Source organism: Klenkia sesuvii (assembly GCF_037083825.1).
GTDB classification, from domain to species: domain Bacteria; phylum Actinomycetota; class Actinomycetes; order Mycobacteriales; family Geodermatophilaceae; genus Klenkia; species Klenkia sesuvii.
The window spans coordinates 25,422-43,696 of the sequence record NZ_JBAPLU010000001.1 but is presented as its reverse complement, the minus strand read 5'-3'; the positions used below and the strand labels follow the sequence as shown (position 1 = coordinate 43,696).

Annotated in this window: 19 protein-coding genes and 4 tRNA genes; 17 read left to right on the top strand and 6 right to left on the bottom strand. The window is 72.4% G+C overall.

The window, feature by feature from the left end; genetic code table 11:
* Positions 1-104: 104 nt before the first annotated feature.
* Positions 105-950, bottom strand: coding sequence for a GAF and ANTAR domain-containing protein (locus TEK04_RS00205; RefSeq protein ID WP_336402267.1), 846 nt, complete (start codon positions 948-950; stop codon positions 105-107).
* Positions 951-1,059: 109 nt separating this feature from the next.
* Here TEK04_RS00205 and htpX point away from each other — a divergent pair, with 109 nt between their 5' ends.
* Positions 1,060-1,923, top strand: coding sequence for a zinc metalloprotease HtpX (htpX, locus tag TEK04_RS00200; RefSeq protein WP_336402266.1), 864 nt, complete (start codon positions 1,060-1,062; stop codon positions 1,921-1,923).
* 42 nt (positions 1,924-1,965) lie between these two features.
* On the opposite strand, the gene TEK04_RS00195 is transcribed toward htpX, so the two are convergent.
* Complete coding sequence (locus tag TEK04_RS00195; RefSeq protein WP_336402265.1) at positions 1,966-2,457, bottom strand: YajQ family cyclic di-GMP-binding protein; 492 nt, start codon at positions 2,455-2,457, stop codon at positions 1,966-1,968.
* Between the two features lie 85 nt (positions 2,458-2,542).
* On the opposite strand from TEK04_RS00195, the gene TEK04_RS00190 reads away from it, so the two are divergent.
* Positions 2,543-2,624: transfer RNA gene (locus TEK04_RS00190), tRNA-Tyr, on the top strand.
* Between the two features lie 48 nt (positions 2,625-2,672).
* Here the strand turns inward: TEK04_RS00190 and TEK04_RS00185 are convergent.
* Positions 2,673-3,101 (bottom strand): pilus assembly protein TadG-related protein, encoded by a 429-nt coding sequence (locus tag TEK04_RS00185; RefSeq protein WP_336402264.1) that lies wholly within the window; start codon positions 3,099-3,101, stop codon positions 2,673-2,675.
* Positions 3,102-3,661: 560 nt separating this feature from the next.
* On the opposite strand from TEK04_RS00185, the gene TEK04_RS00180 reads away from it, so the two are divergent.
* The 6 genes from TEK04_RS00180 to TEK04_RS00155 all read left to right on the top strand — a co-directional run bounded on the left by TEK04_RS00180 (position 3,662) and on the right by TEK04_RS00155 (position 7,627).
* Entirely contained in the window at positions 3,662-6,187 is a 2,526-nt protein-coding gene (locus TEK04_RS00180; protein ID WP_336402263.1) for a putative bifunctional diguanylate cyclase/phosphodiesterase, read from the top strand.
* A gap of 90 nt (positions 6,188-6,277) precedes the next feature.
* Positions 6,278-6,350: transfer RNA gene (locus tag TEK04_RS00175), tRNA-Thr, on the top strand.
* Between the two features lie 46 nt (positions 6,351-6,396).
* Positions 6,397-6,470 (top strand) — tRNA-Met (locus TEK04_RS00170).
* A gap of 84 nt (positions 6,471-6,554) precedes the next feature.
* Positions 6,555-6,719, top strand: a complete 165-nt coding sequence (rpmG, locus tag TEK04_RS00165; RefSeq protein ID WP_055764573.1) for a 50S ribosomal protein L33 — start codon at positions 6,555-6,557, stop codon at positions 6,717-6,719.
* A 36-nt stretch (positions 6,720-6,755) separates the two neighbouring features.
* Positions 6,756-7,202, top strand: coding sequence for an FAS1-like dehydratase domain-containing protein (locus TEK04_RS00160; RefSeq protein ID WP_336402262.1), 447 nt, complete (start codon positions 6,756-6,758; stop codon positions 7,200-7,202).
* Positions 7,202-7,627, top strand: a complete 426-nt coding sequence (locus TEK04_RS00155; protein ID WP_336402261.1) for a MaoC family dehydratase — start codon at positions 7,202-7,204, stop codon at positions 7,625-7,627. The genes TEK04_RS00160 and TEK04_RS00155 overlap by 1 nt, the downstream gene beginning before the upstream one ends.
* A 204-nt stretch (positions 7,628-7,831) precedes the next feature.
* On the opposite strand, the gene TEK04_RS00150 is transcribed toward TEK04_RS00155, so the two are convergent.
* The gene (locus TEK04_RS00150) at positions 7,832-9,097 is read right to left on the bottom strand and encodes a pyridoxal phosphate-dependent aminotransferase (protein WP_336402260.1); all 1,266 of its coding nucleotides are present in this window, start codon (positions 9,095-9,097) and stop codon (positions 7,832-7,834) included.
* A gap of 240 nt (positions 9,098-9,337) precedes the next feature.
* Here TEK04_RS00150 and TEK04_RS00145 point away from each other — a divergent pair.
* From TEK04_RS00145 to rplA, 5 genes are all read left to right on the top strand, one after another.
* Positions 9,338-9,410, top strand: a tRNA-Trp gene (locus TEK04_RS00145).
* Between the two features lie 77 nt (positions 9,411-9,487).
* Positions 9,488-10,108 (top strand): preprotein translocase subunit SecE, encoded by a 621-nt coding sequence (gene secE, locus TEK04_RS00140; protein WP_336402259.1) that lies wholly within the window; start codon positions 9,488-9,490, stop codon positions 10,106-10,108.
* A gap of 55 nt (positions 10,109-10,163) precedes the next feature.
* On the top strand, positions 10,164-11,084 hold the full coding sequence (nusG, locus tag TEK04_RS21270) for a transcription termination/antitermination protein NusG (protein WP_349257731.1): 921 nt from the start codon (positions 10,164-10,166) through the stop codon (positions 11,082-11,084).
* A gap of 103 nt (positions 11,085-11,187) precedes the next feature.
* Positions 11,188-11,616 (top strand): 50S ribosomal protein L11, encoded by a 429-nt coding sequence (rplK, locus tag TEK04_RS00130; protein ID WP_336402258.1) that lies wholly within the window; start codon positions 11,188-11,190, stop codon positions 11,614-11,616.
* A gap of 76 nt (positions 11,617-11,692) precedes the next feature.
* Positions 11,693-12,415 carry a 50S ribosomal protein L1 gene (gene rplA, locus TEK04_RS00125; RefSeq protein WP_336402257.1) on the top strand — a complete coding sequence of 241 codons (723 nt, stop codon included), beginning with the start codon at positions 11,693-11,695 and terminating at the stop codon, positions 12,413-12,415.
* A 57-nt stretch (positions 12,416-12,472) separates the two neighbouring features.
* Here the strand turns inward: rplA and TEK04_RS00120 are convergent, their stop codons facing one another.
* Together TEK04_RS00120 and TEK04_RS00115 are read right to left on the bottom strand one after the other, a co-directional pair.
* A complete protein-coding gene (locus TEK04_RS00120; RefSeq protein WP_336402256.1) occupies positions 12,473-13,291 on the bottom strand; it encodes a DUF1295 domain-containing protein in 819 nt (272 codons plus the stop codon).
* Positions 13,292-13,308: 17 nt separating this feature from the next.
* The gene (locus TEK04_RS00115; protein WP_336402255.1) at positions 13,309-14,667 is read right to left on the bottom strand and encodes a class I SAM-dependent methyltransferase; all 1,359 of its coding nucleotides are present in this window, start codon (positions 14,665-14,667) and stop codon (positions 13,309-13,311) included.
* Positions 14,668-15,012: 345 nt separating this feature from the next.
* On the opposite strand from TEK04_RS00115, the gene rplJ reads away from it, so the two are divergent.
* The 4 genes from rplJ to TEK04_RS00095 all read left to right on the top strand — a co-directional run bounded on the left by rplJ (position 15,013) and on the right by TEK04_RS00095 (position 18,275).
* A complete protein-coding gene (rplJ, locus tag TEK04_RS00110) occupies positions 15,013-15,639 on the top strand; it encodes a 50S ribosomal protein L10 (RefSeq protein WP_349257730.1) in 627 nt (208 codons plus the stop codon).
* A 15-nt stretch (positions 15,640-15,654) separates the two neighbouring features.
* On the top strand, positions 15,655-16,050 hold the full coding sequence (rplL, locus tag TEK04_RS00105; RefSeq protein ID WP_253014841.1) for a 50S ribosomal protein L7/L12: 396 nt from the start codon (positions 15,655-15,657) through the stop codon (positions 16,048-16,050).
* A gap of 294 nt (positions 16,051-16,344) precedes the next feature.
* Positions 16,345-17,457: an ABC transporter ATP-binding protein gene (locus TEK04_RS00100; RefSeq protein WP_336402254.1), complete on the top strand. Its 1,113-nt coding sequence runs from the start codon at positions 16,345-16,347 to the stop codon at positions 17,455-17,457.
* On the top strand, positions 17,454-18,275 hold the full coding sequence (locus TEK04_RS00095) for an MlaE family ABC transporter permease (RefSeq protein ID WP_432277305.1): 822 nt from the start codon (positions 17,454-17,456) through the stop codon (positions 18,273-18,275). Before TEK04_RS00100 ends, TEK04_RS00095 begins: the two co-directional genes overlap by 4 nt.

Below are 18,275 nucleotides of genomic sequence, written 5' to 3'. Positions count from 1 at the left end.
CAGGGGTGTACCTCCACCGGCCGACGTTACGTTCCCGTGACGGGACAGGGCGCCGTCGGGAGGGCAGAGTGAGGGAGCACACAGGCTGCCCTCACTTGCACTGGTCAGCCGAGCAGCGCGCCGAACTCGCGCAGGGTGCGGGCGGCGACCTCGCGCAGCTTCACGTTGGTGTCCTGGCTGACCGAGCGCAGGATGCCGAAGGCGTCGTCGGGGGAGACCTGCCGCACGACGGCGATGGCCCCCTTGGCCTGCTCGATCACCGCCCGTGACGCGATGGCCTCCTCCAGCTGGGAGACCAGCGTGGCCGACCGGTGCTGGCGCAGCTGACCGGCCACCAGACCCGAGGCGATGCGCCCGATGAGCACGGCCAGCGCCTCGTCGTCGTCGCTGAACCCGTCGCGCGACCGGCCGTACAGGTTGAGGGCGCCGAACTGCTCGTCGTCGACCACGATCGGGCACGCCAGGAAGGCCAGCACCCCGTCGGCCTGGGCCCCCCGGGTGAAGTCGGGCCACAGCTCCATCGCCTCGCTCACGGTCACCCGCACGCAGGTCTGCTGGCGGACGGCGTGCAGGCAGGGGCCGTCGTCGACGTCGTACTGGTCGCGGTCGACGGCCAGGGTGCGCTCGTCGGTCCAGGCCGAGGTGAACGGCGTGCCCTCCTGGACGACGGTGACGCCGGCGGAGTCGCAGTCGTCGATGGCGGCCTTGGCGGTGCGCACGACCAGCTGGAGCAGCTCGGTGACGTCGCGGCCGTGGGCGTCGGACCCGGTGAGGGAGTCGACCACGAGGGCGACGGCCTCGGGCTGCGCGGCGGCCACCTGGGCGACGAGCTCGTGGGTGCCCAGGCCCGAGGCGTGGTTCAGCGCGTCGGCACCGACGGGTGCGCCGCCGTCGGTGCCCGCGTGGGCCCGGAGGAGTTCCTGCTCACCGGTGTCGGTGTCGGTGCTCATGACGGTGTGGTTGCTCGACGTGCGGGTCGGCAAACGTGCCGAGGTCGGCGGGTGGGTCGGCGGGTGGGTCGGCGGGGAACGGCGTCCCCGCCCGCCGCGTTGAGCGGGCGTGCACCGCTGGAGCAACGGACTGAAGACCGCGCTGCTGCTGGGCCTCATGGCCGGCATCATCCTGGCCATCGGCGCGCTGCTGGGCGGGCGCGGTGGGCTGGTGGTGGCCCTGGTCGTCGCGCTGGGCATCAACGGCTACGCGTACGTCAACAGCGACAAGCTGGCGCTGCGGTCGATGCGGGCCTTCCCGGTCACCGAGACCCAGGCGCCGCAGATGTACGCCATCGTGCGGGAACTGGCCACCGAGGCCCGGCAGCCGATGCCCCGCCTCTACGTGAGCCCGACCAACCAGCCCAACGCCTTCGCCACCGGACGCAACCCGCGCAACGCCGCGGTCTGCTGCACGCAGGGGATCCTCGAGCTGCTGGACCGGCGGGAGCTGCGCGGGGTGCTGGCGCACGAGCTCTCGCACGTCTACAACCGCGACATCCTGATCAGCTCGGTGGCCGGGGCCATGGCCACCGCGATCACCTTCGTCGCCCAGATGGCCATGTTCTCCAGCCTGTTCGGCGGGCGGTCGGAGGACCGCGGCGGTGGCAACGCCCTCGGCGGGCTGCTGCTGGTCCTGCTGGGCCCGCTCGCCGCCGGGCTGGTGCAGATGGCCGTCAGCCGGAGCCGGGAGTACCAGGCCGACAGCTCCGGGGCCCAGCTCTCGCAGGACCCGCTGGCCCTGGCTTCGGCGCTGCGCAAGCTGGAGCGGGGGGTGGCGGCCCGCCCGCTGCCGCAGGACCAGCGGTTGGTGACGCAGAGCCACCTGATGATCGCCAACCCCTTCCGCGGCGGGGGCATGGCGTCGATGTTCGCCACCCACCCACCGATGTCCGAGCGCATCGCCCGCCTCGAGGCGATGGCCCGGCGGTGACGTGCTGGGCCGGCCCCCTCGCCGGGGCGAGGGGGCCGGTCCTCAGCGGTAGTTGTCGAACTGCAGGGCGATCTCGAAGTCCTTGCTCTTCAGCAGCTGCTGCACGGCCTGCAGGTCGTCGCGCTTCTTGCCGCTGACCCGCAGCTGGTCGCCCTGGATCTGCGCCTGGACGCCCTTGGGGCCCTCGTCGCGGATCGTCTTGGCGATCTGCTTGGCCTTGTCCGAGGCGATGCCCTGCTGGATGGTGGCCGAGATCTTGTAGGTCTTGCCCGACGCCTGGGGCTCGCCGGCGTCGACGGCCTTCATGGAGATGCCGCGCTTGACCAGCTTCTCCTTGAACACCTCGAGCGCGGCGGCGACCCGCTCCTCGGTGTCGGCGGTGAGGGTGACCCCCTCCTCGCCGGCCCACGCGATACCGGCGTTGGTGCCGCGGAAGTCGAACCGCTGCGACAACTCCTTGCCCGCCTGGTTCAGGGCGTTGTCGACCTCCTGGCGGTCGACCTTGCTCACGACGTCGAAGGACGCATCTGCCATGTCGGGACTCTCCTCCTCGTGGTCGCGGGCCACCTCGTGGGTGGCCCGGACCGGTCTTGTACGCTCGTCGGGCACCACAGCACACGGCGGGTTGCCCGAGTGGCCAATGGGAGCGGACTGTAAATCCGTCGGCTTAGCCTACGAAGGTTCGAATCCTTCACCCGCCACGCCTGGTGCGACGGCCCCCGACCCCTGGTCGGGGGCCGTCGTCGTCCTCAGGCTGTGGGGGCCTGGGCGCTGGCCACCGCGGTGCGCTGCAACGGGGCGCCGCCGAGGAACAACCACCCGAAGGCGATCTGCACCGAGCGGGTGCAGGTGACCGTGGCCTCGACGCCGTCCACCGTGACCGACCAGGCGTCGAGCCGGGTGCCGCCGTCGGCCAGCTGGTCGGCGACGGCGAGTTCCGCCGACGTCCGGTCCAGGGGCAGGTAGCCGGTGACCCCGCGGGTGTAGGCGGCTGCGGGGCCGGTCTGGTTGGCCGCGGCCAGCGCGGCGCCGTCGCACGCCGACTGCACGCGCTGCTGCTCGAGGAAGGCGTCGGAGGCGGCGATCGCCCCGAACGTCATCAGTGCTGCGACCAGCCAGCAGACCAGGACGAAGGGCAGGCTCGACCCCTGCTCCGACCCGGCCCACCGCTCGCGCACGGGCGCACTGTAGAGCCCGACGGCACCCGTGGGGGCCGGATCGCAGCGGCTGGGGATCGCCGGCCCGGGTGGGGTGCCTGCGTGGCTGGTTCTCACCCCCGACCGGGTGTCACCTCACCGGGTGACGGTGGGTAACAACTTTTGCACGCAGAGTGGTGACGCGTCCGCGCGGCACCCCGGTGGGTGTCCGCGACTTGCCCGAATGGGTGACACAGCGGAGTCTTCTCGCAGCGGTCCGTGCCGACCTAGCTCTGCCCCCGCGTGGGCGGCTGCCGCATTCGAGCAGTCCACCCATGCCTGAGGAGGCGTCATGTCGAGCACCGTCACCATGTCCAGCACCGGCCGCGGCAACAAGTGGAAGGCCGGGAACAAGTGGAAGCTCGGCAACAAGTGGAAGTGAGCTGAGCCCTGCTCCTCCGCACCGTTCCCAGGGGTGGCCGTCGAGCTGGCGGCCACCCCTGAGGAGTGAGTGAGGCCCGTCCTCACGGTCACTCGCTGTTAGCCTCGCGCCGACGCCGCTCCCGACAGACAGGCTGACGTTGGCCGAAGTCCGCACCCCCATGGCCACGCGAGGGCCCGCTCTGCTGCGGCGGTCGTGGCTCCCCACCGCGCTCGTGGCGGCCCTGGCCGTGCTCGTCGGGGTCCCGGCGCTGGCCCCGTCGGCCGTCCCGGCCAACCCGTGGTTGATCGGGGTGGTCTTCCTGGGTGCGCTGGTCGCGGAGACGGCGCCCATCTACATCGAGCGCGGTCGCCAGACCTGGACGTTGTCGACCATCGAGGCAGTCGTCGTGGTCGGGTTGCTCGAGATCGGTGGCCTGTGGACCGCGGTCGCTCGTGTGGCGGCCTTGGTCGTGAGTCTCGGGTACCAGCGCTACGCGCCGGCCAAGGTGGTGTTCAACCTCGCCGTCGCGGTCCTCGAGGTCGCGACGGCGGTGCTGGTGCTGCGGGTGTTCCCGCCGGTCGAGCTGACCCAACCCCTGTCGTGGTTGGCCCTCACCTGCGCACTGGTCGCGTCGTCGGTGCTCAGTGCCGGGCTCGTCGCCGTGGCCATCGCGATGACGACCGGGCGCTCCGGGTTGGAGATCCTGAACGCCACCATCGCCCCGACCCTGGTCCTCCCCGTCCTCGGCGTCGGTGTCGCCGTGGTGGGGTTGCTGCTCCTCGAGCAGACGACGTGGGCCCTGCTCGTCGTCCTCCCGTTGGTGGCTGCCGTCCTGCTGCTCTTCCGCCAGACTGCTCGAGTCAACCGTGAACGCCGGAGCCTCCAGCAGGTGTACGACTTCGCGCGCACCGTCGAGGAGGTGGCCCCCGACGAGGTCGGGCTGCGCCAGATCGTCGCGGCCGTGCGGGAGCTGCTGAACGCCGATCGGGTGGCCATCTGGTTGCCGCCCTACCTGGACGACGAACCGCGACTGGTCATCGACCGCGCCGCGCAGGCTGACCCCTGGTACGAGGGTCCGAGCGACCCCGACGACGAGATCCGCGCACGGGCCGTCGATCCCGACCGGGCCGGACCCGTGCTGGTGTCGGCCGTCCGGGCCACGACGGCCGAGGCGGTTGCGCTGCGACGACGGGGGGCGCGGGAGGTCCTGGGAGCGCCCATCACCACCGCCGCGGGGGAGTACGGGTACCTCGAGGTCTGCGACCGGCAGAGCGACGTGGTGTCGTTCGAGTCCGGGGACCGGGCTGCGCTGGAGTCGATGCTCACCCACGTCAACGCCGCGATCCGCCAGCAGCAGCTGCTGACCCGCATCCGCTACGACGCCGACCACGACAGCCTGACCGGGCTGCCGAACCGGCAGCGGTTGGCCACCGAGATGCAGGCCCTGCTCGGGGGTGACGACGAGGAGGTCCGCGTCGGGGTCGTGCTCGCCTCGCTGGACAACTACACCGAGGTGACCGACACCCTCGGCCACGCGGCCAGCGACGAGCTGCTGATGGTGACCGCCGGGCTGCTGCGGGACCAGGCGCCGCCGGGAGCGCTGGTGGCGCGCATGGACGGCGGCCAGTTCGCCGTCCTGCTGCCGGGGTTGAGCCTGCCGGCGACCGAGCGGGCCGCCCGCCGGTTGCGCGACGCCGCCGCCACCCGCGTGCGGGTGGCCGGCCTGGACCTGGACGTGCTGCTCACGCTCGGGGTCGCCGCCGCCCCGGTGCACGGACGCGACCCCGGCACGCTGATGCAGCGGGCCGACGTCGCCCTGCTCGCCGGCCACGCGTCCGGCGGCGTGGCCAGCTACCACCCGGTGCTGGACCAGCAGAGCCTGCGCCGGCTGCAGCTGGGCACCGAGCTGGAGTCGGCGATGGCCGAGAAGCAGATCACGGTGGTGTTCCAGCCGATCGTGGACACGCGCACCTCCGACATCGTGTCGGTCGAGACCCTGGTGCGGTGGGCGCACCCGCGGTACGGCAACGTCCCGCCCGACGACTTCATCGGCCTGGCCGAGCAGATCGGCCGCATCGGGGCGCTCACCGACTACGTGCTGGACCTGGCACTGGAACGCTGCCGCCGGTGGCTCGAGCAGGACATCGCGTTGTCGGTGGCGGTCAACCTCTCGGCCAAGTGCCTGGCCGAGCCCGACCTGGTCGACCGCGTGCGGGCGGCGCTGCGCCGGCACGGTGTCCCGGGTTCGCTGCTGACCCTGGAGCTGACCGAGGGCATCGTCGTCGACGACTCGGTGCGCAACTCCACCGTGCTGGCCGACCTGCACTCCCTGGGGCTGCGGCTGTCGATGGACGACTTCGGCACGGGGTACTCGTCGCTGTCCCAGCTGCGGCAGCTGCCCATCGACGAGCTCAAGATCGACAAGTCGTTCGTGCTGGGCATGTCCACGAGCCAGAGCGAGGCGTTCATCGCCCGGTCCATCGTGGAGCTGGCCCACAACCTCGGGCTGCGGGTGGTCGCCGAGGGTGTCGAGGACGAGGTCACCCGCGACCTGCTCACCGAGATGGGCTGCGACAAGCTGCAGGGGTTCCTGGTCAGCCGGCCGCTGCCCGACGACCGGCTGGAGGCCTGGTTGCTGGCCCGCACGGGCGTGCGGTCGGCCACCCCGGGCGCGCCGCACCGCCGGTTGTTCGTGCGCTCGTGACCGTTTGCTAGAGTTCCCGAGCACGCTCCGCGAGGGGCCGCACGAACCGCGTCCGACAGGTCCGGGTAGTGTTCCTCGCGCAGCACGCAGGCCCCTTTAGCTCAGTCGGCAGAGCGTCTCCATGGTAAGGAGAAGGTCTACGGTTCGATTCCGTAAAGGGGCTCCGACCAGCCGGTCCGGTCGCGAGACCTGGGTCGCGAGGTCAACCCGGCGGCGTAGCTCAGCCTGGTAGAGCAAACGGCTCATAATCGTTGTGTCACCGGTTCAAGTCCGGTCGCCGCTACCCATGACGGACCCCGTTGCCGGGGTCCGTCGGCGTGTGGGGGTATCCCCAGCGCCACGACCAGAACAAGGCGAGGAAACGCTCATGGCAGCCACCGATGTCCGTCCCAAGATCACCCTGGCCTGCCAGGAGTGCAAGAACCGCAACTACATCACCCGCAAGAACCGGCGCAACGACCCCGACCGGCTCGAGCTGAAGAAGTACTGCCCCACGGACAAGAAGCACACGGTCCACCGCGAGACCCGCTGACCGCAGGTCGCACGGATCGCCTGGAGGGCGGGGAGCATGACGCTGGACGCATCACTGGTCGGGCGCAGCTACCCGCCCTCCGCCGTGTACGAGGTCGGACGGGAGAAGATCGCCGAGTTCGCCCGCGCGCTGGGTGACGACGACCCGGTCTACCGCGACCCCGTGGCCGCCCGCGCGGCCGGGCACCCCGACGTCGTCGCCCCGCCCACGTTCGCCATCGTGCTGAGCCTGGGGGCCGGGAACGTCGTCCTCGACGACCCCGACGTCGCGATCGACTACAGCCGCGTGGTGCACGGGGAGCAGAAGTTCGTCCACCACCGCCCCATCCGGGCCGGTGACCGGCTGGTCGCCACCGCCTCGATCGAGGCCGTGCGCAGCGTGGCGGGCAACGACATGCTCACCACCGGCGTCGACCTGGCCACCGAGGACGGCGAGCCGGTCTGCCGCACCAGTGCGATGCTCGTCGCCCGGGGCGGTGCCTGATGGCCGCCGTCGTCCGGTTCGCCGACGTCGAGGTGGGCACCGAGCTGCCGGCGCAGAGCTCCCGGGTCACCCGGGCCGACCTGGTCCGCTACGCCGGTGCCTCGGGTGACTTCAACGTCATCCACTGGAACGAACGCGTGGCCACCGAGGTCGGGCTGCCCGGTGTCATCGCCCACGGCATGCTCACTGCCGGCCTCGCGGCCCGGGCCGTCACCGCCTGGGCGGGCGACCCGGGCGCGCTTGTCGAGTACTCGGTGCGGTTCAGCCGCCCGGTCGTCGTCCCCGACGACGGCACCGGCGCCGAGGTCGTCGTCGCCGGTCGGGTCGCCGCCCTGCTGGACGACGACCGCGTCCGCGTCGACCTCACCGTCACCAACAACGGCCACAAGGTGTTGAGTCTGGCGCGAGCCGTCGTGCAGCTCTGACGGCCCCCTCGCAGGGACCCGGTGCGCGCGCAGCGTGTGCCGGGGGGCGAGGGGGTCCTTCTGCTGGCGCGAGCCGTCGTTCAGCTCTGACGGCCCCCTCGCAGGTCCCCGGTGCGCGCGCAGCGTGCGCCGGGGGGCGAGGGGGTCCTCCTGCTGGCGCGAGCCGTCGTGCAGCTCTGAGGCCCCCGCTGGGCGCCTCAGGCGTCAGCCGGCGGTGCCCAGCAGCCGCTGGAGGCGGGTGACGCCCTCGACCAGGTCGTCGTCCCCGAGGGCGTAGGAGAGGCGCAGGTAGCCCGGTGTGCCGAAGGCCTCCCCGGGCACCACGGCGACCTCGGCCTCCGCCAGCACCAGCTCGGCCAGCTCGGCGCTCGTGGTCGGCGTCCGGCCGGCGATCTCCCGCCCGAGCAGCGCCTTCACCGACGGGTACACGTAGAAGGCCCCCTGCGGCTCGGGGCAGGCGATCCCGGGGATCTCGCGCAGCATGTCGACCACGGTGCGCCGCCGCCGGTCGAAGGCCGCCCGCATGGCGGCCACCGACGACTGGTCACCGGTCAGTGCCGCGAGGGCCGCCACCTGGGAGACGTTGGCCACGTTGGACGTGGCGTGCGACTGCAGGTTGGTGGCCGCCCGCACCACGTCGGCCGGGCCCAGCAGCCAGCCGACCCGCCAGCCGGTCATGGCGTAGGTCTTGGCCACCCCGTTCACGACGACGCACCGCGCCTGCAGCTCGGGCACCAGGGCCGGCATCGAGGGGGCCTGCACGTCCCCGTAGGTCAGGTGCTCGTAGATCTCGTCGGTGAGCACCCAGAGGCCGGCCTCCCACGCCCACCGACCGATCTCCTCGACCTGATCGGGCGGGTGCACCGCGCCGGTCGGGTTGGACGGCGAGCAGAACAGCAGCACCTTCGTGCGGGCCGTGCGGGCGGCTTCCAGCTGGCGCACCGACACCAGGTAGCCCGACTGCTCGTCGGCCGCCACGGGGACGGGCACCCCGCCGGCCAGCCGGATCGCCTCGGGGTAGGTGGTCCAGTACGGCGCCGGCAGCAGCACCTCGTCACCGGGGTCGAGCATCGTGGCCAGGGCCTCGTACACCGCCTGCTTGCCGCCGTTGGTGACCAGCACGTCGGCCGGGGTGGCCCGGACGCCCGAGTCGCGCAGCGTCTTCGCCACGATCGCCTCGCGCAGCGCGGGCAACCCCCCGGCGGGGGAGTAGCGGTGGTGCACGGGGTTGCGGGCTGCCTCGACGGCGGCCTCCACGACGTGGGCGGGGGTGGGGAAGTCGGGCTCGCCCGCACCGAAGCCGATGACCGGCCGCCCGGCTGCGCGCAACGCCTTCGCCCGTGCGTCGACCGCCAGGGTGGCGGACTCGGCGATCGCCCCGACCCGGCGGGACACCCGCCGCTCGGCGGGGGAGGGGGGCGGCGGCAGGGGCCCCGGGGTGCCGGCCCCCGGTGCGGTCGGGGCGCTCATGGGCCCATCGTGTCAGCCGCCGCGCCGGCCGCGGGCGAGGCGGCACCCGGGTGGGTCCCTGGGTCCCCCGAGCACGCTGCTCGGCACGTGGTGGCCGGTGCCGTCGGCGGTCACGTACACTTCTCGCTCGGGGTTCGTGCACCCTGCCACCGGCGTGCCCCGGTACCTCTCCTCACCGACCGGTACCTCCGCGCGCCGCGGCAGGTCTCGACCCCCGGTGTCCGCCCCGTGCGGATGCCTAGGGGTGTAGCTCAATTGGCAGAGCAGCGGTCTCCAAAACCGCAGGCTGCAGGTTCAAGTCCTGTCACCCCTGCCCCTCCGCCGGTCCGCCGGCGGGCCGTCCCGGCCGGGGCGGCACGGAACCCACCACCGACGACGAGGCGAGGCGCAGTGAGCGACGAGCAGCCGGGCACCGAGGACGAGCGCGTCCGCCGCCGTCCCGGCGCCGAGCCCGCCGACGACGCCGACCGCGAGCTCACCGACGAGCAGATCGACGCCGAGGCCCCCGGGGTCGACGACGCCGCGGAGCTCGAGGCAGCCGAGGCCGAGGTGGCCGAGGAGGCCGCCGAGGCCGAGGACAAGGTGGTGGCCCCGCCGACCCGCCGCCGGCGCGGCGCCATCACCGCCGACGACGACGAGGGCGACGAGCCCGAGGCGCCCCGCGTGCGCCGTCGTGACCGGCCCGGGGGGCGTCCGGCCAGCGAGGCCCGCACGACCCGTCCGGCGCGGGGCGACGTCGGCGCGGTGAGCTCCGGTGGCGCCGGCAAGGGTGAAGGCACCCGTACCCGGGCCGAGGCCGAGCGCGCCCGGGCCGCCGAGCTGCGCGAGAAGCGCAGCATCGGCCGGTTCCTCCGCGAGGTCGTCGCCGAGCTGCGCAAGGTCATCTGGCCGGGGCGTCGCGAGCTGATCACCTACACGACCGTGGTCATCGTCTTCGTCGCCTTCATGGTTGCGCTGGTGGCCGGGCTGGACATCCTCTTCGCCCAGGGCGTCATCGCCGTCTTCGGCTGACCGCCGCACACCTCCCGAGCACGCACCGCCGACGCACAGGAAAGAGACCCACCCCGTGACCGACCCCCGCGAGACCGACGAGGCCGTCGACGCCGCCACCGAGGACCCGACGGCCGACGCCGCCGTCGACGCCGCCACCGGTGCCGTCGACGCCGAGACCGGCGTGCGCGAGTCCGGTGCGGCCGAGGGCTCGGTGGACACCGGCGACCTGACCGCCGACAACCCGATGGCCGACGCCGTGGCCGGTGGCACCGGCAACGCCCGCGGCGCCGTCGACGACGCCCTGGTGGGCGACACCGCCGTCGAGCCCGCGCCCGACCACGACCCGCTCACCGAGGAGGTCCTCGAGACCGCCGAGGAGGAGGACGAGGACCCGGCCGAGGCCATGCGCAAGGCCCTGGCCAGCGCGTTCGGTGACTGGTACGTGATCCACTCCTACGCCGGCTACGAGAACAAGGTGAAGACCAACCTCGAGTCGCGGATCACCAGCCTGGACATGGAGGACTACATCTTCCAGATCGAGGTGCCGACCGAGGAGGTCACCGAGATCAAGAACGGCAAGCGGGTCCAGGTCAACCGCAAGGTCCTGCCGGGGTACCTGCTGGTCCGCATGGACCTGACCGATGACTCCTGGGGTGCGGTGCGCAACACCCCCGGGGTGACCGGGTTCGTCGGCGCGACCTCGCGCCCCTCCCCGCTGAGCCTGGACGAGGTCGTCAAGCTGCTCGTGCCGGCCACCACGGCCAAGGCGCCGTCGGCCCCCGAGACGGGGACCCCGGCCCCCGGTGCGCCCAGTTCCCCGCTGGTCGACTTCGAGGTCGGCGAGTCGGTCACCGTCATGGACGGCCCGTTCGCGACCCTCCCGGCCACCATCAACGAGATCAACGCCGAGCAGCAGAAGCTGCAGGTGCTGGTCTCCATCTTCGGCCGCGAGACCCCGGTCGAGCTGTCCTTCAGCCAGGTCCAGAAGTTGTAGGACCTCGGTGCTCCCCATCCCACGCTCCGCGCGGCATGGGACCCTGCACCGAGGCCTTCCAACCAAGACCACGCAGTCACGTCACCTCAGATAGAAGGAAGTCATGCCCCCCAGGAAGCGGTTGACCGCGGTCATCAAGCTCCAGATCAACGCCGGTGCGGCCACCCCCGCGCCGCCCGTGGGCCCCGCCCTCGGTCAGCACGGCGTGAACATCATGGAGTTCTGCAAGGCCTACAACGCCGAGACCGAGTCGCAGCGCGGCAACGTCATCCCGGTCGAGATCTCGGTCTTCGAGGACCGTTCGTTCACCTTCGTCACGAAGACCCCGCCGGCCGCGCGCATGCTGCTCAAGGCCGCCGGTGTCGAGAAGGGCTCGGGCGAGCCGCACAAGACCAAGGTCGCCACGGTCACGCGTGACCAGGTCCGCGAGATCGCCCAGACCAAGATGGCCGACCTCAACGCCAACGACCTCGACCACGCCGAGAAGATCATCGCCGGCACCGCCCGGTCGATGGGCATCACGGTCCAGTAACCAGCAGTCGTGGGAGGGCCGGCCAGGCCCGCACACCACGCGATCGCCCGCACCGCGGGTGGACAGGAGCACCACCATGGCCAAGCACGGCAAGAACTTCCGCAAGGTCGCCGAGCTCGTCGACAGCGCGCAGCTGTACAGCCCGCTGCAGGCGGCGGGGCTGGCGAAGCAGACCTCGACCACCAAGTACGACGCCACCGTCGAGGTCGCCATCCGGCTCGGGGTCGACCCCCGCAAGGCCGACCAGATGGTCCGCGGCACCGTCAACCTGCCCCACGGCACCGGCAAGACCGCCCGCGTCATCGTCTTCGCGACCGGCGACAAGGCCGCCGAGGCCGAGGCCGCGGGTGCCGACGTCGTCGGCTCCGACGACCTGATCGAGCGCATCCAGGGCGGTTTCCTGGACTTCGACGCCGCCATCGCCACCCCGGACCAGATGGCCAAGGTCGGCCGCATCGCCCGCATCCTCGGCCCCCGTGGCCTGATGCCGAACCCCAAGACCGGCACGGTGACCCCCGACGTCACCAAGGCCGTCAACGACATCAAGGGCGGGAAGATCAACTTCCGCGTCGACAAGCAGTCGAACCTGCACCTGGTGATCGGCAAGGTCTCCTTCGACGAGGCCAAGCTGGTGGAGAACTACGCCGCCGCCCTCGACGAGGTGCTGCGCGCCAAGCCCTCGGCCGCCAAGGGGCGCTACGTCAAGAAGGTCACCATCTCCACCACGATGGGTCCGGGCATCCCGGTCGACCCGAACCGCACCCGCAACCTGCTGGTCGACGAGGCCTCCCAGCTCTGATCGACCCGGCACCGCGCACGACGCCCCCGCAGCCCGAGCTGCGGGGGCGTTCGGCGTTCAGGGGCGCGTGGGCGGCCAGGGGAGGAAGGCGCTGGTGCGCTCGACGTAGTCGGCGAAGCCCCGGCGGGTGCTGGTCATGCGCTTCTCGGTCATCGCCGCGCCCGAGCCCTTGACCAGGTTCAGCGTCATGAGCGCCGGGCAGATGACCACCACCCAGCCCGACCAGTGCGCGGCGGTGGGCAGCCACAGCCCCCACATGACGCAGGCGTCGCCGAAGTAGTTCGGGTGCCGGGTGTACCGCCACAGGCCGCGGTCGTTGACCTGGCCGCGGTTGGCCGGGTCGGCCCGGAACCGCTCGAGCTGCCAGTCCCCGACCGTCTCGAAGGTGAACCCCACCGACCAGACGACGACGCCCAGCAGGGCGACGACCAGCGGCCAGCCGGAGGTGGCCGCGCCGTCCTGGAAGGCGGCCACCAGCAGGGGGAGCGACACCACGAACAGGACGGCGGTCTGGGGCAGGTAGACCCGGCGGTAGAGGTGGGCGGCCACCGAGCCGGTCGCCCGGGCCGCGATCTGCTCGTAGCGCGGGTCCTCCCGGTCGCCGTTGCGCCGGCCGATGTGCACGGCCAGGCGCACCCCCCAGGCCGTGGTGAGCCCCAGCACGAGCAGCTGCCGGCCGAGGTCGCCGTGGCCGCCGGCGCGGGCGGTGAGCAGGCCGACGAGGGCGACGACCGCGAAGCCCAGGCCCCAGACGACGTCGACCACCGAGTGCCGGCCCACCCGCAGCGCCACCAGCCAGGTGCCGGTGAACACGACCAGCAGCGCGGCCAGGGACACGGCGACCCCACCGCCCCAGGCCCCCCAGTCGATGCCCACCACTGCGCCGGGCCCGGTCAGCGGGCCCGGTGGGGGGCGCCGAGGCCCTCGTACCAGGCGCCCCGGGTCTCGGGCATGCCGCTGCGCCCCGCGGGGGTCGGCTTGGCGAACAGCAGCTGGTCGACGCCCATGCGGTTCTCCGCGAAGGTCAGCCCGCCACCGGCCAGGTACAGCCGCCAGATGCGGGCGCCGGCCTCGCCGATGATCGCGGTGACGTCGGACCACCGCTCCTCCAGGCGCACGCCCCAGGCGCGCACGGTCCAGTCGTAGTGCTCGCGGATGCTCTCGACGTCGCGCAGCTCCAGGCCGGGGGCGGCCAGCATCTCGGCGGTCTGCCAGGTCGGGCGCATGTGCATGTCGGGGGCGACGTAGCGCTCGATGAAGGCGCCGCCGCCGGGGGCGCTGGGGTGGCTCATGGCCTGCACGAGCACCCGGCCGCCGGGCTTGACCAGGCGGTGCAGCGTGGCGGCGTAGACCGGGTACTGCTCCTGGCCCACGTGCTCGCTCATCTCGATCGAGCTGATCGCGTCGTAGGGGCCCTCGGCCGGCAGCGGCACGTCACGGTAGTCCTGCAGCCGCACGGTGACCCGGTCGGCCAGGCCGCGCTCGGCGACGACCTTCTCGATGTGGTCGCGCTGCTGGGCCGAGATGGTCACGCCGGTGGCGTGCACCCCGTGGTGCTGCGCCGCGTAGAGGATCATCGAGCCCCAGCCACAGCCGACGTCCAGCAGTCGCATGCCCGGCTGCAGGCCCAGCTTGCGGCAGACCAGCTCGAGCTTGTCCCGCTGGGCGTCGGTGACGGTGTAGCTGCCGTCGGCCGCGCCGGGGTCGGTCGCCGGGTCGGCGCGGAAGTACGCGCAGGAGTAGGCCATGTGCTCGTCGAGCAGCGCCTGGTAGACGTCGTTGCTCTGGTCGTAGTGGTAGCTGATCGCGTCGCTGTCGCGGTCGGTCGTGTGCTTCTCGCCCGAGAGGACGGCCTCCTCCGGCGGGGCGGCCGGGCGCCGGCCCACGATGCCCAGCCGCAGGGCCGTGCGGCCCCAGCGCAGCTGGTCGCGCACCCCGGGCAGCGACGGCGGGCGCTCCCGCACCAGGGCCCAGACGCGGGAGAGCCCCTCGGCCAGGTCGCCCTCGACGTCGATCTCCCCGGCCACGTACGCGCGGGCCAACCCCAGCTCGTTCGGGTCCCACAGCAGCCGGCGCAGGGCGGTACGGCTGCGCAGGACGACGACCGGGGCGTCGGCGGGGCCGGCCTCGCTGCCGTCCCAGGCGCGGATGCGGACCGGGACCTGCCCGCCGAAGACCTCGCCGACCAGGCCGGCGAGCCGGCCGGCGACCGAGCGGTCGGTGCTGCGCACGGTGCGCGGGGTGCTGCTCATGCGGGTGGGCTCCTGTCGTGCGGTCGGCGTCGTGCGGTCGGCGCGTCGGGGTAGATCCTGCGGTGTTCGCTCGGCGGGGGCCCGGCGGATGGCCGTCACCGGCGCGGCGGGCGGGCGTGTACTCTTCTCCGCGTTCCCCCCAGACCGCTGGTCGTCGCACGTCCGCGTGCGATCGAAGGTCCCGGATCCGTCCGGGCGGCCCGCGCAGGTGAACGGTTCGTCGCCAGGCCTCGTGCCTGCCCACGCCCCGTGCGCCCTGCGCCGGGGCGTCTCCCGTCTCCGGGCCCCTCGATCGATGCGCACCGTGCCTCCTCCGGTGGTCGCCCCGACTGAGAGAGGAGGCCCATGCCCACGCAGGCCAAGGATGCGGCGATCGCGGAGATCACCAGCCGGTTCCAGGACTCGAGTGCGGCGGTGCTCACCGAGTACCGCGGGCTGACCGTGGCGCAGCTGTCCCAGTTGCGTCGTTCCCTCGGTGCGGGCAGCAGCTACGCCGTCGTCAAGAACACCCTGACGAAGCGGGCGGCGGACTCGGTCGGCCACACCGACCTGGCCCCGCTGCTCTCCGGCCCGACCGCCATCGCGTTCATCGCCGGTGACCCGGTCGAGGCCGCCAAGGCGATCCGCGACTTCGCGAAGGCCAACCCGGCCCTCGTGGTCAAGGGCGGCGTCGTCGAGGGTCGTACGGTCGACGCCGCCGAGGTCACCCGCCTCGCCGACGTCGAGTCCCGCGAGGTCCTGCTGGCCAAGCTGGCCGGTGCGATGAAGGGCAACCTCACCAAGGCCGCCGGGCTCTTCCAGGCCCCGCTGTCCCAGGTCGCCCGTCTCGCCGAGGCGCTCAAGGAGAAGAAGCCCGCGGGCGACGCTCCCGAGGCCGCCGAGGCCCCCGAGGCCGCTGCCGACGACACCGCTGCTGCACCCACCACCCCCGACACCGACGCTGACGCCGCGACCGCGGCCAGCGACGACTGACCAGTAGGAGAAGACATGGCCAAGCTGTCCACCGACGAGCTGCTCGACGCCTTCAAGGAGATGACCCTCCTGGAGCTGTCGGACTTCGTGAAGCAGTTCGAGGAGACCTTCGAGGTCACCGCCGCCGCCCCCGTCGCCATGGCCGCTGCGCCCGCCGCCGGCGGTGCCGGTGGCGGTGGCGCCGAGGCCGCCGCCGAGCAGGACGAGTTCGACGTCATCCTCGAGGCTGCCGGCGACAAGAAGATCCAGGTCATCAAGGAGGTGCGCGGCCTGACCTCGCTCGGCCTCAAGGAGGCCAAGGACCTGGTCGACGGCGCGCCCAAGCCCGTCCTGGAGAAGGTCGCCAAGGACGCCGCGGACAAGGCCAAGGCCGCCCTCGAGGGCGCCGGCGCCACCGTCACCGTCAAGTGACACCCCGCCCGGCGCACGCCGGGCACGTCGCCCGCGGGTGACAGCACGACCAGCAGGAGCCGTACCCCCGCGGGGTGCGGCTCCTGCTGCGTGTCCGAGGTACGGCGCTGCGTGGTGACAGGTCACGAGTTGGGGTGAGACGGGGGCCACGTGATTGCCGTGACCTGCGTAACCACTAACCTCGGTCGTCGTTACTCCCCAGTAGACATGCGCGGTCGCCGGTGCGGCCGCATGATGCCGGGGCCCGCAGCAGCAGGCAGGTGCCGGCACCGCAGCCGGTGGAGGAGGTCGTCCGTGGGCGTCGCCGTGCACGTGCAGGGACTCACGAAGTCCTTCGGCAGCCAGAACATCTGGAGCGACGTCACCCTCACGCTCCCGCCGGGGGAGATCTCGGTGATGCTGGGCCCCTCCGGCACCGGCAAGTCGGTCTTCCTCAAGTCGCTCGTGGGTCTGCTCAAGCCCGAGCGCGGGTCGATCGTCATGACCGACACCGACATCGTCAGCTGCTCCGAGCGCGAGCTGTACGACGTCCGCCGGCTGTTCGGCGTCCTGTTCCAGGACGGCGCGCTGTTCGGGTCGATGAACCTCTACGACAACATCGCCTTCCCGCTGCGCGAGCACACGAGGAAGAGCGAGTCCGAGGTCCGCTCCATCGTCATGGAGAAGATGGACATGGTCGGCCTGGCCGGCACCGAGGGCAAGCTGCCGGGCGAGATCTCCGGCGGCATGCGCAAGCGCGCCGGCATCGCCCGGGCGCTGGTGCTCGACCCCGAGGTCATCCTCTTCGACGAGCCCGACTCCGGCCTGGACCCCGTCCGCGTGGCCTACCTCAACCAGCTCATCGTCGACCTGAACGCCCAGATCGACGCCACGTTCCTCATCGTCACCCACGACATCGGCACCGCCCGCACCGTCCCCGACAACCTCGGCCTGCTCTTCCGGCGGCACCTGGCGATGTTCGGTCCGCGCGAGCAGCTGCTGACCAGCCAGGAGCCGGTGGTCCGGCAGTTCCTCAACGGTCGCCGCGAGGGACCGATCGGCATGAGCGAGGAGAAGGACGTCGCGCAGGTCGAGGCCGAGATGGCCGCCCTGGAGGCCCGCGGCGGCGACGCGCACAACGGGGTGGGTCCCAAGGGTGCCTCGGGTGGGGACGCCGTGCCCCCGCAGCTGGAGCCGAGCCCCGGGCTGCCCGAGCGCAAGGCCGTGCGCCGGCGGCAGGAGCGGGTGGCGCGGATGCTGCACACCTACGACCCGGCCACCGCGGACGCGATCCGGGCCAGCTTGCCGGCCGACCTGCTCGCGCTCGCCGACTCGGGTGCCTACCAGCCGACGGCGGGCGCCGAGCGGGAGTGGCGCACCGAGGACGGCGCCGACCTCGTGGTCCCCGACCCGCGAGGCCGCTCGTGACGGCGACCCCGGGTGAGAAGCCGAAGGCCCCGGGTCTGCTGGACGGGAAGCTCTCGCCGACGCGTCCGCTGCGGGCCAGTGGCAACCTGTTCGCCTTCGCCCTCGACGTCGTCCGGGCGGTGTTCCGCCGGCCCTTCCAGCTGCGCGAGTTCATCCAGCAGACCTGGTTCGTCGCGTCGGTCACGATCCTGCCAACCGCGCTGGTGGCCATCCCCTTCGGCGCCGTCATCGCCCTGCAGCTGGGTTCGCTCACCCGCCAGCTGGGCGCCCAGTCGTTCACCGGGTCGGCATCGGTGCTCGCCGTGCTGCGCGAGGCCAGCCCGATCGTCACCGCGCTCCTCATCGCCGGTGCCGGTGGTTCGGCGATCTGCGCCGACCTGGGCGCACGCAAGATCCGCGACGAGATCGACGCGATGGAGGTGCTGGGCATCTCCCCGATCCAGCGCCTGGTCGTGCCCCGCGTGCTGGCCGCGATGCTCGTCGCCGTCCTGCTCAACGGGCTGGTGTCGGTCGTCGGCGTCACCGGCGGGTACTTCTTCAACGTCATCCTGCAGGGCGGCACGCCCGGGGCCTACCTGGCGTCGTTCAGCGCGCTGGCGCAGACGGCCGACTTCTGGTCCGGCGAGATCAAGGCCCTGGTGTTCGGGCTCATCGCCGGCATCGTGGCCTCCTACAAGGGCCTGCGGGCCGGGGGTGGGCCCAAGGGCGTCGGCGACGCGGTCAACCAGTCGGTCGTCATCACGTTCCTGCTGCTGTTCGCCGTGAACTTCGTGATCACCGCGATCTACTTCCAGCTCGTGCCGCCGAAGGGGTCCTGA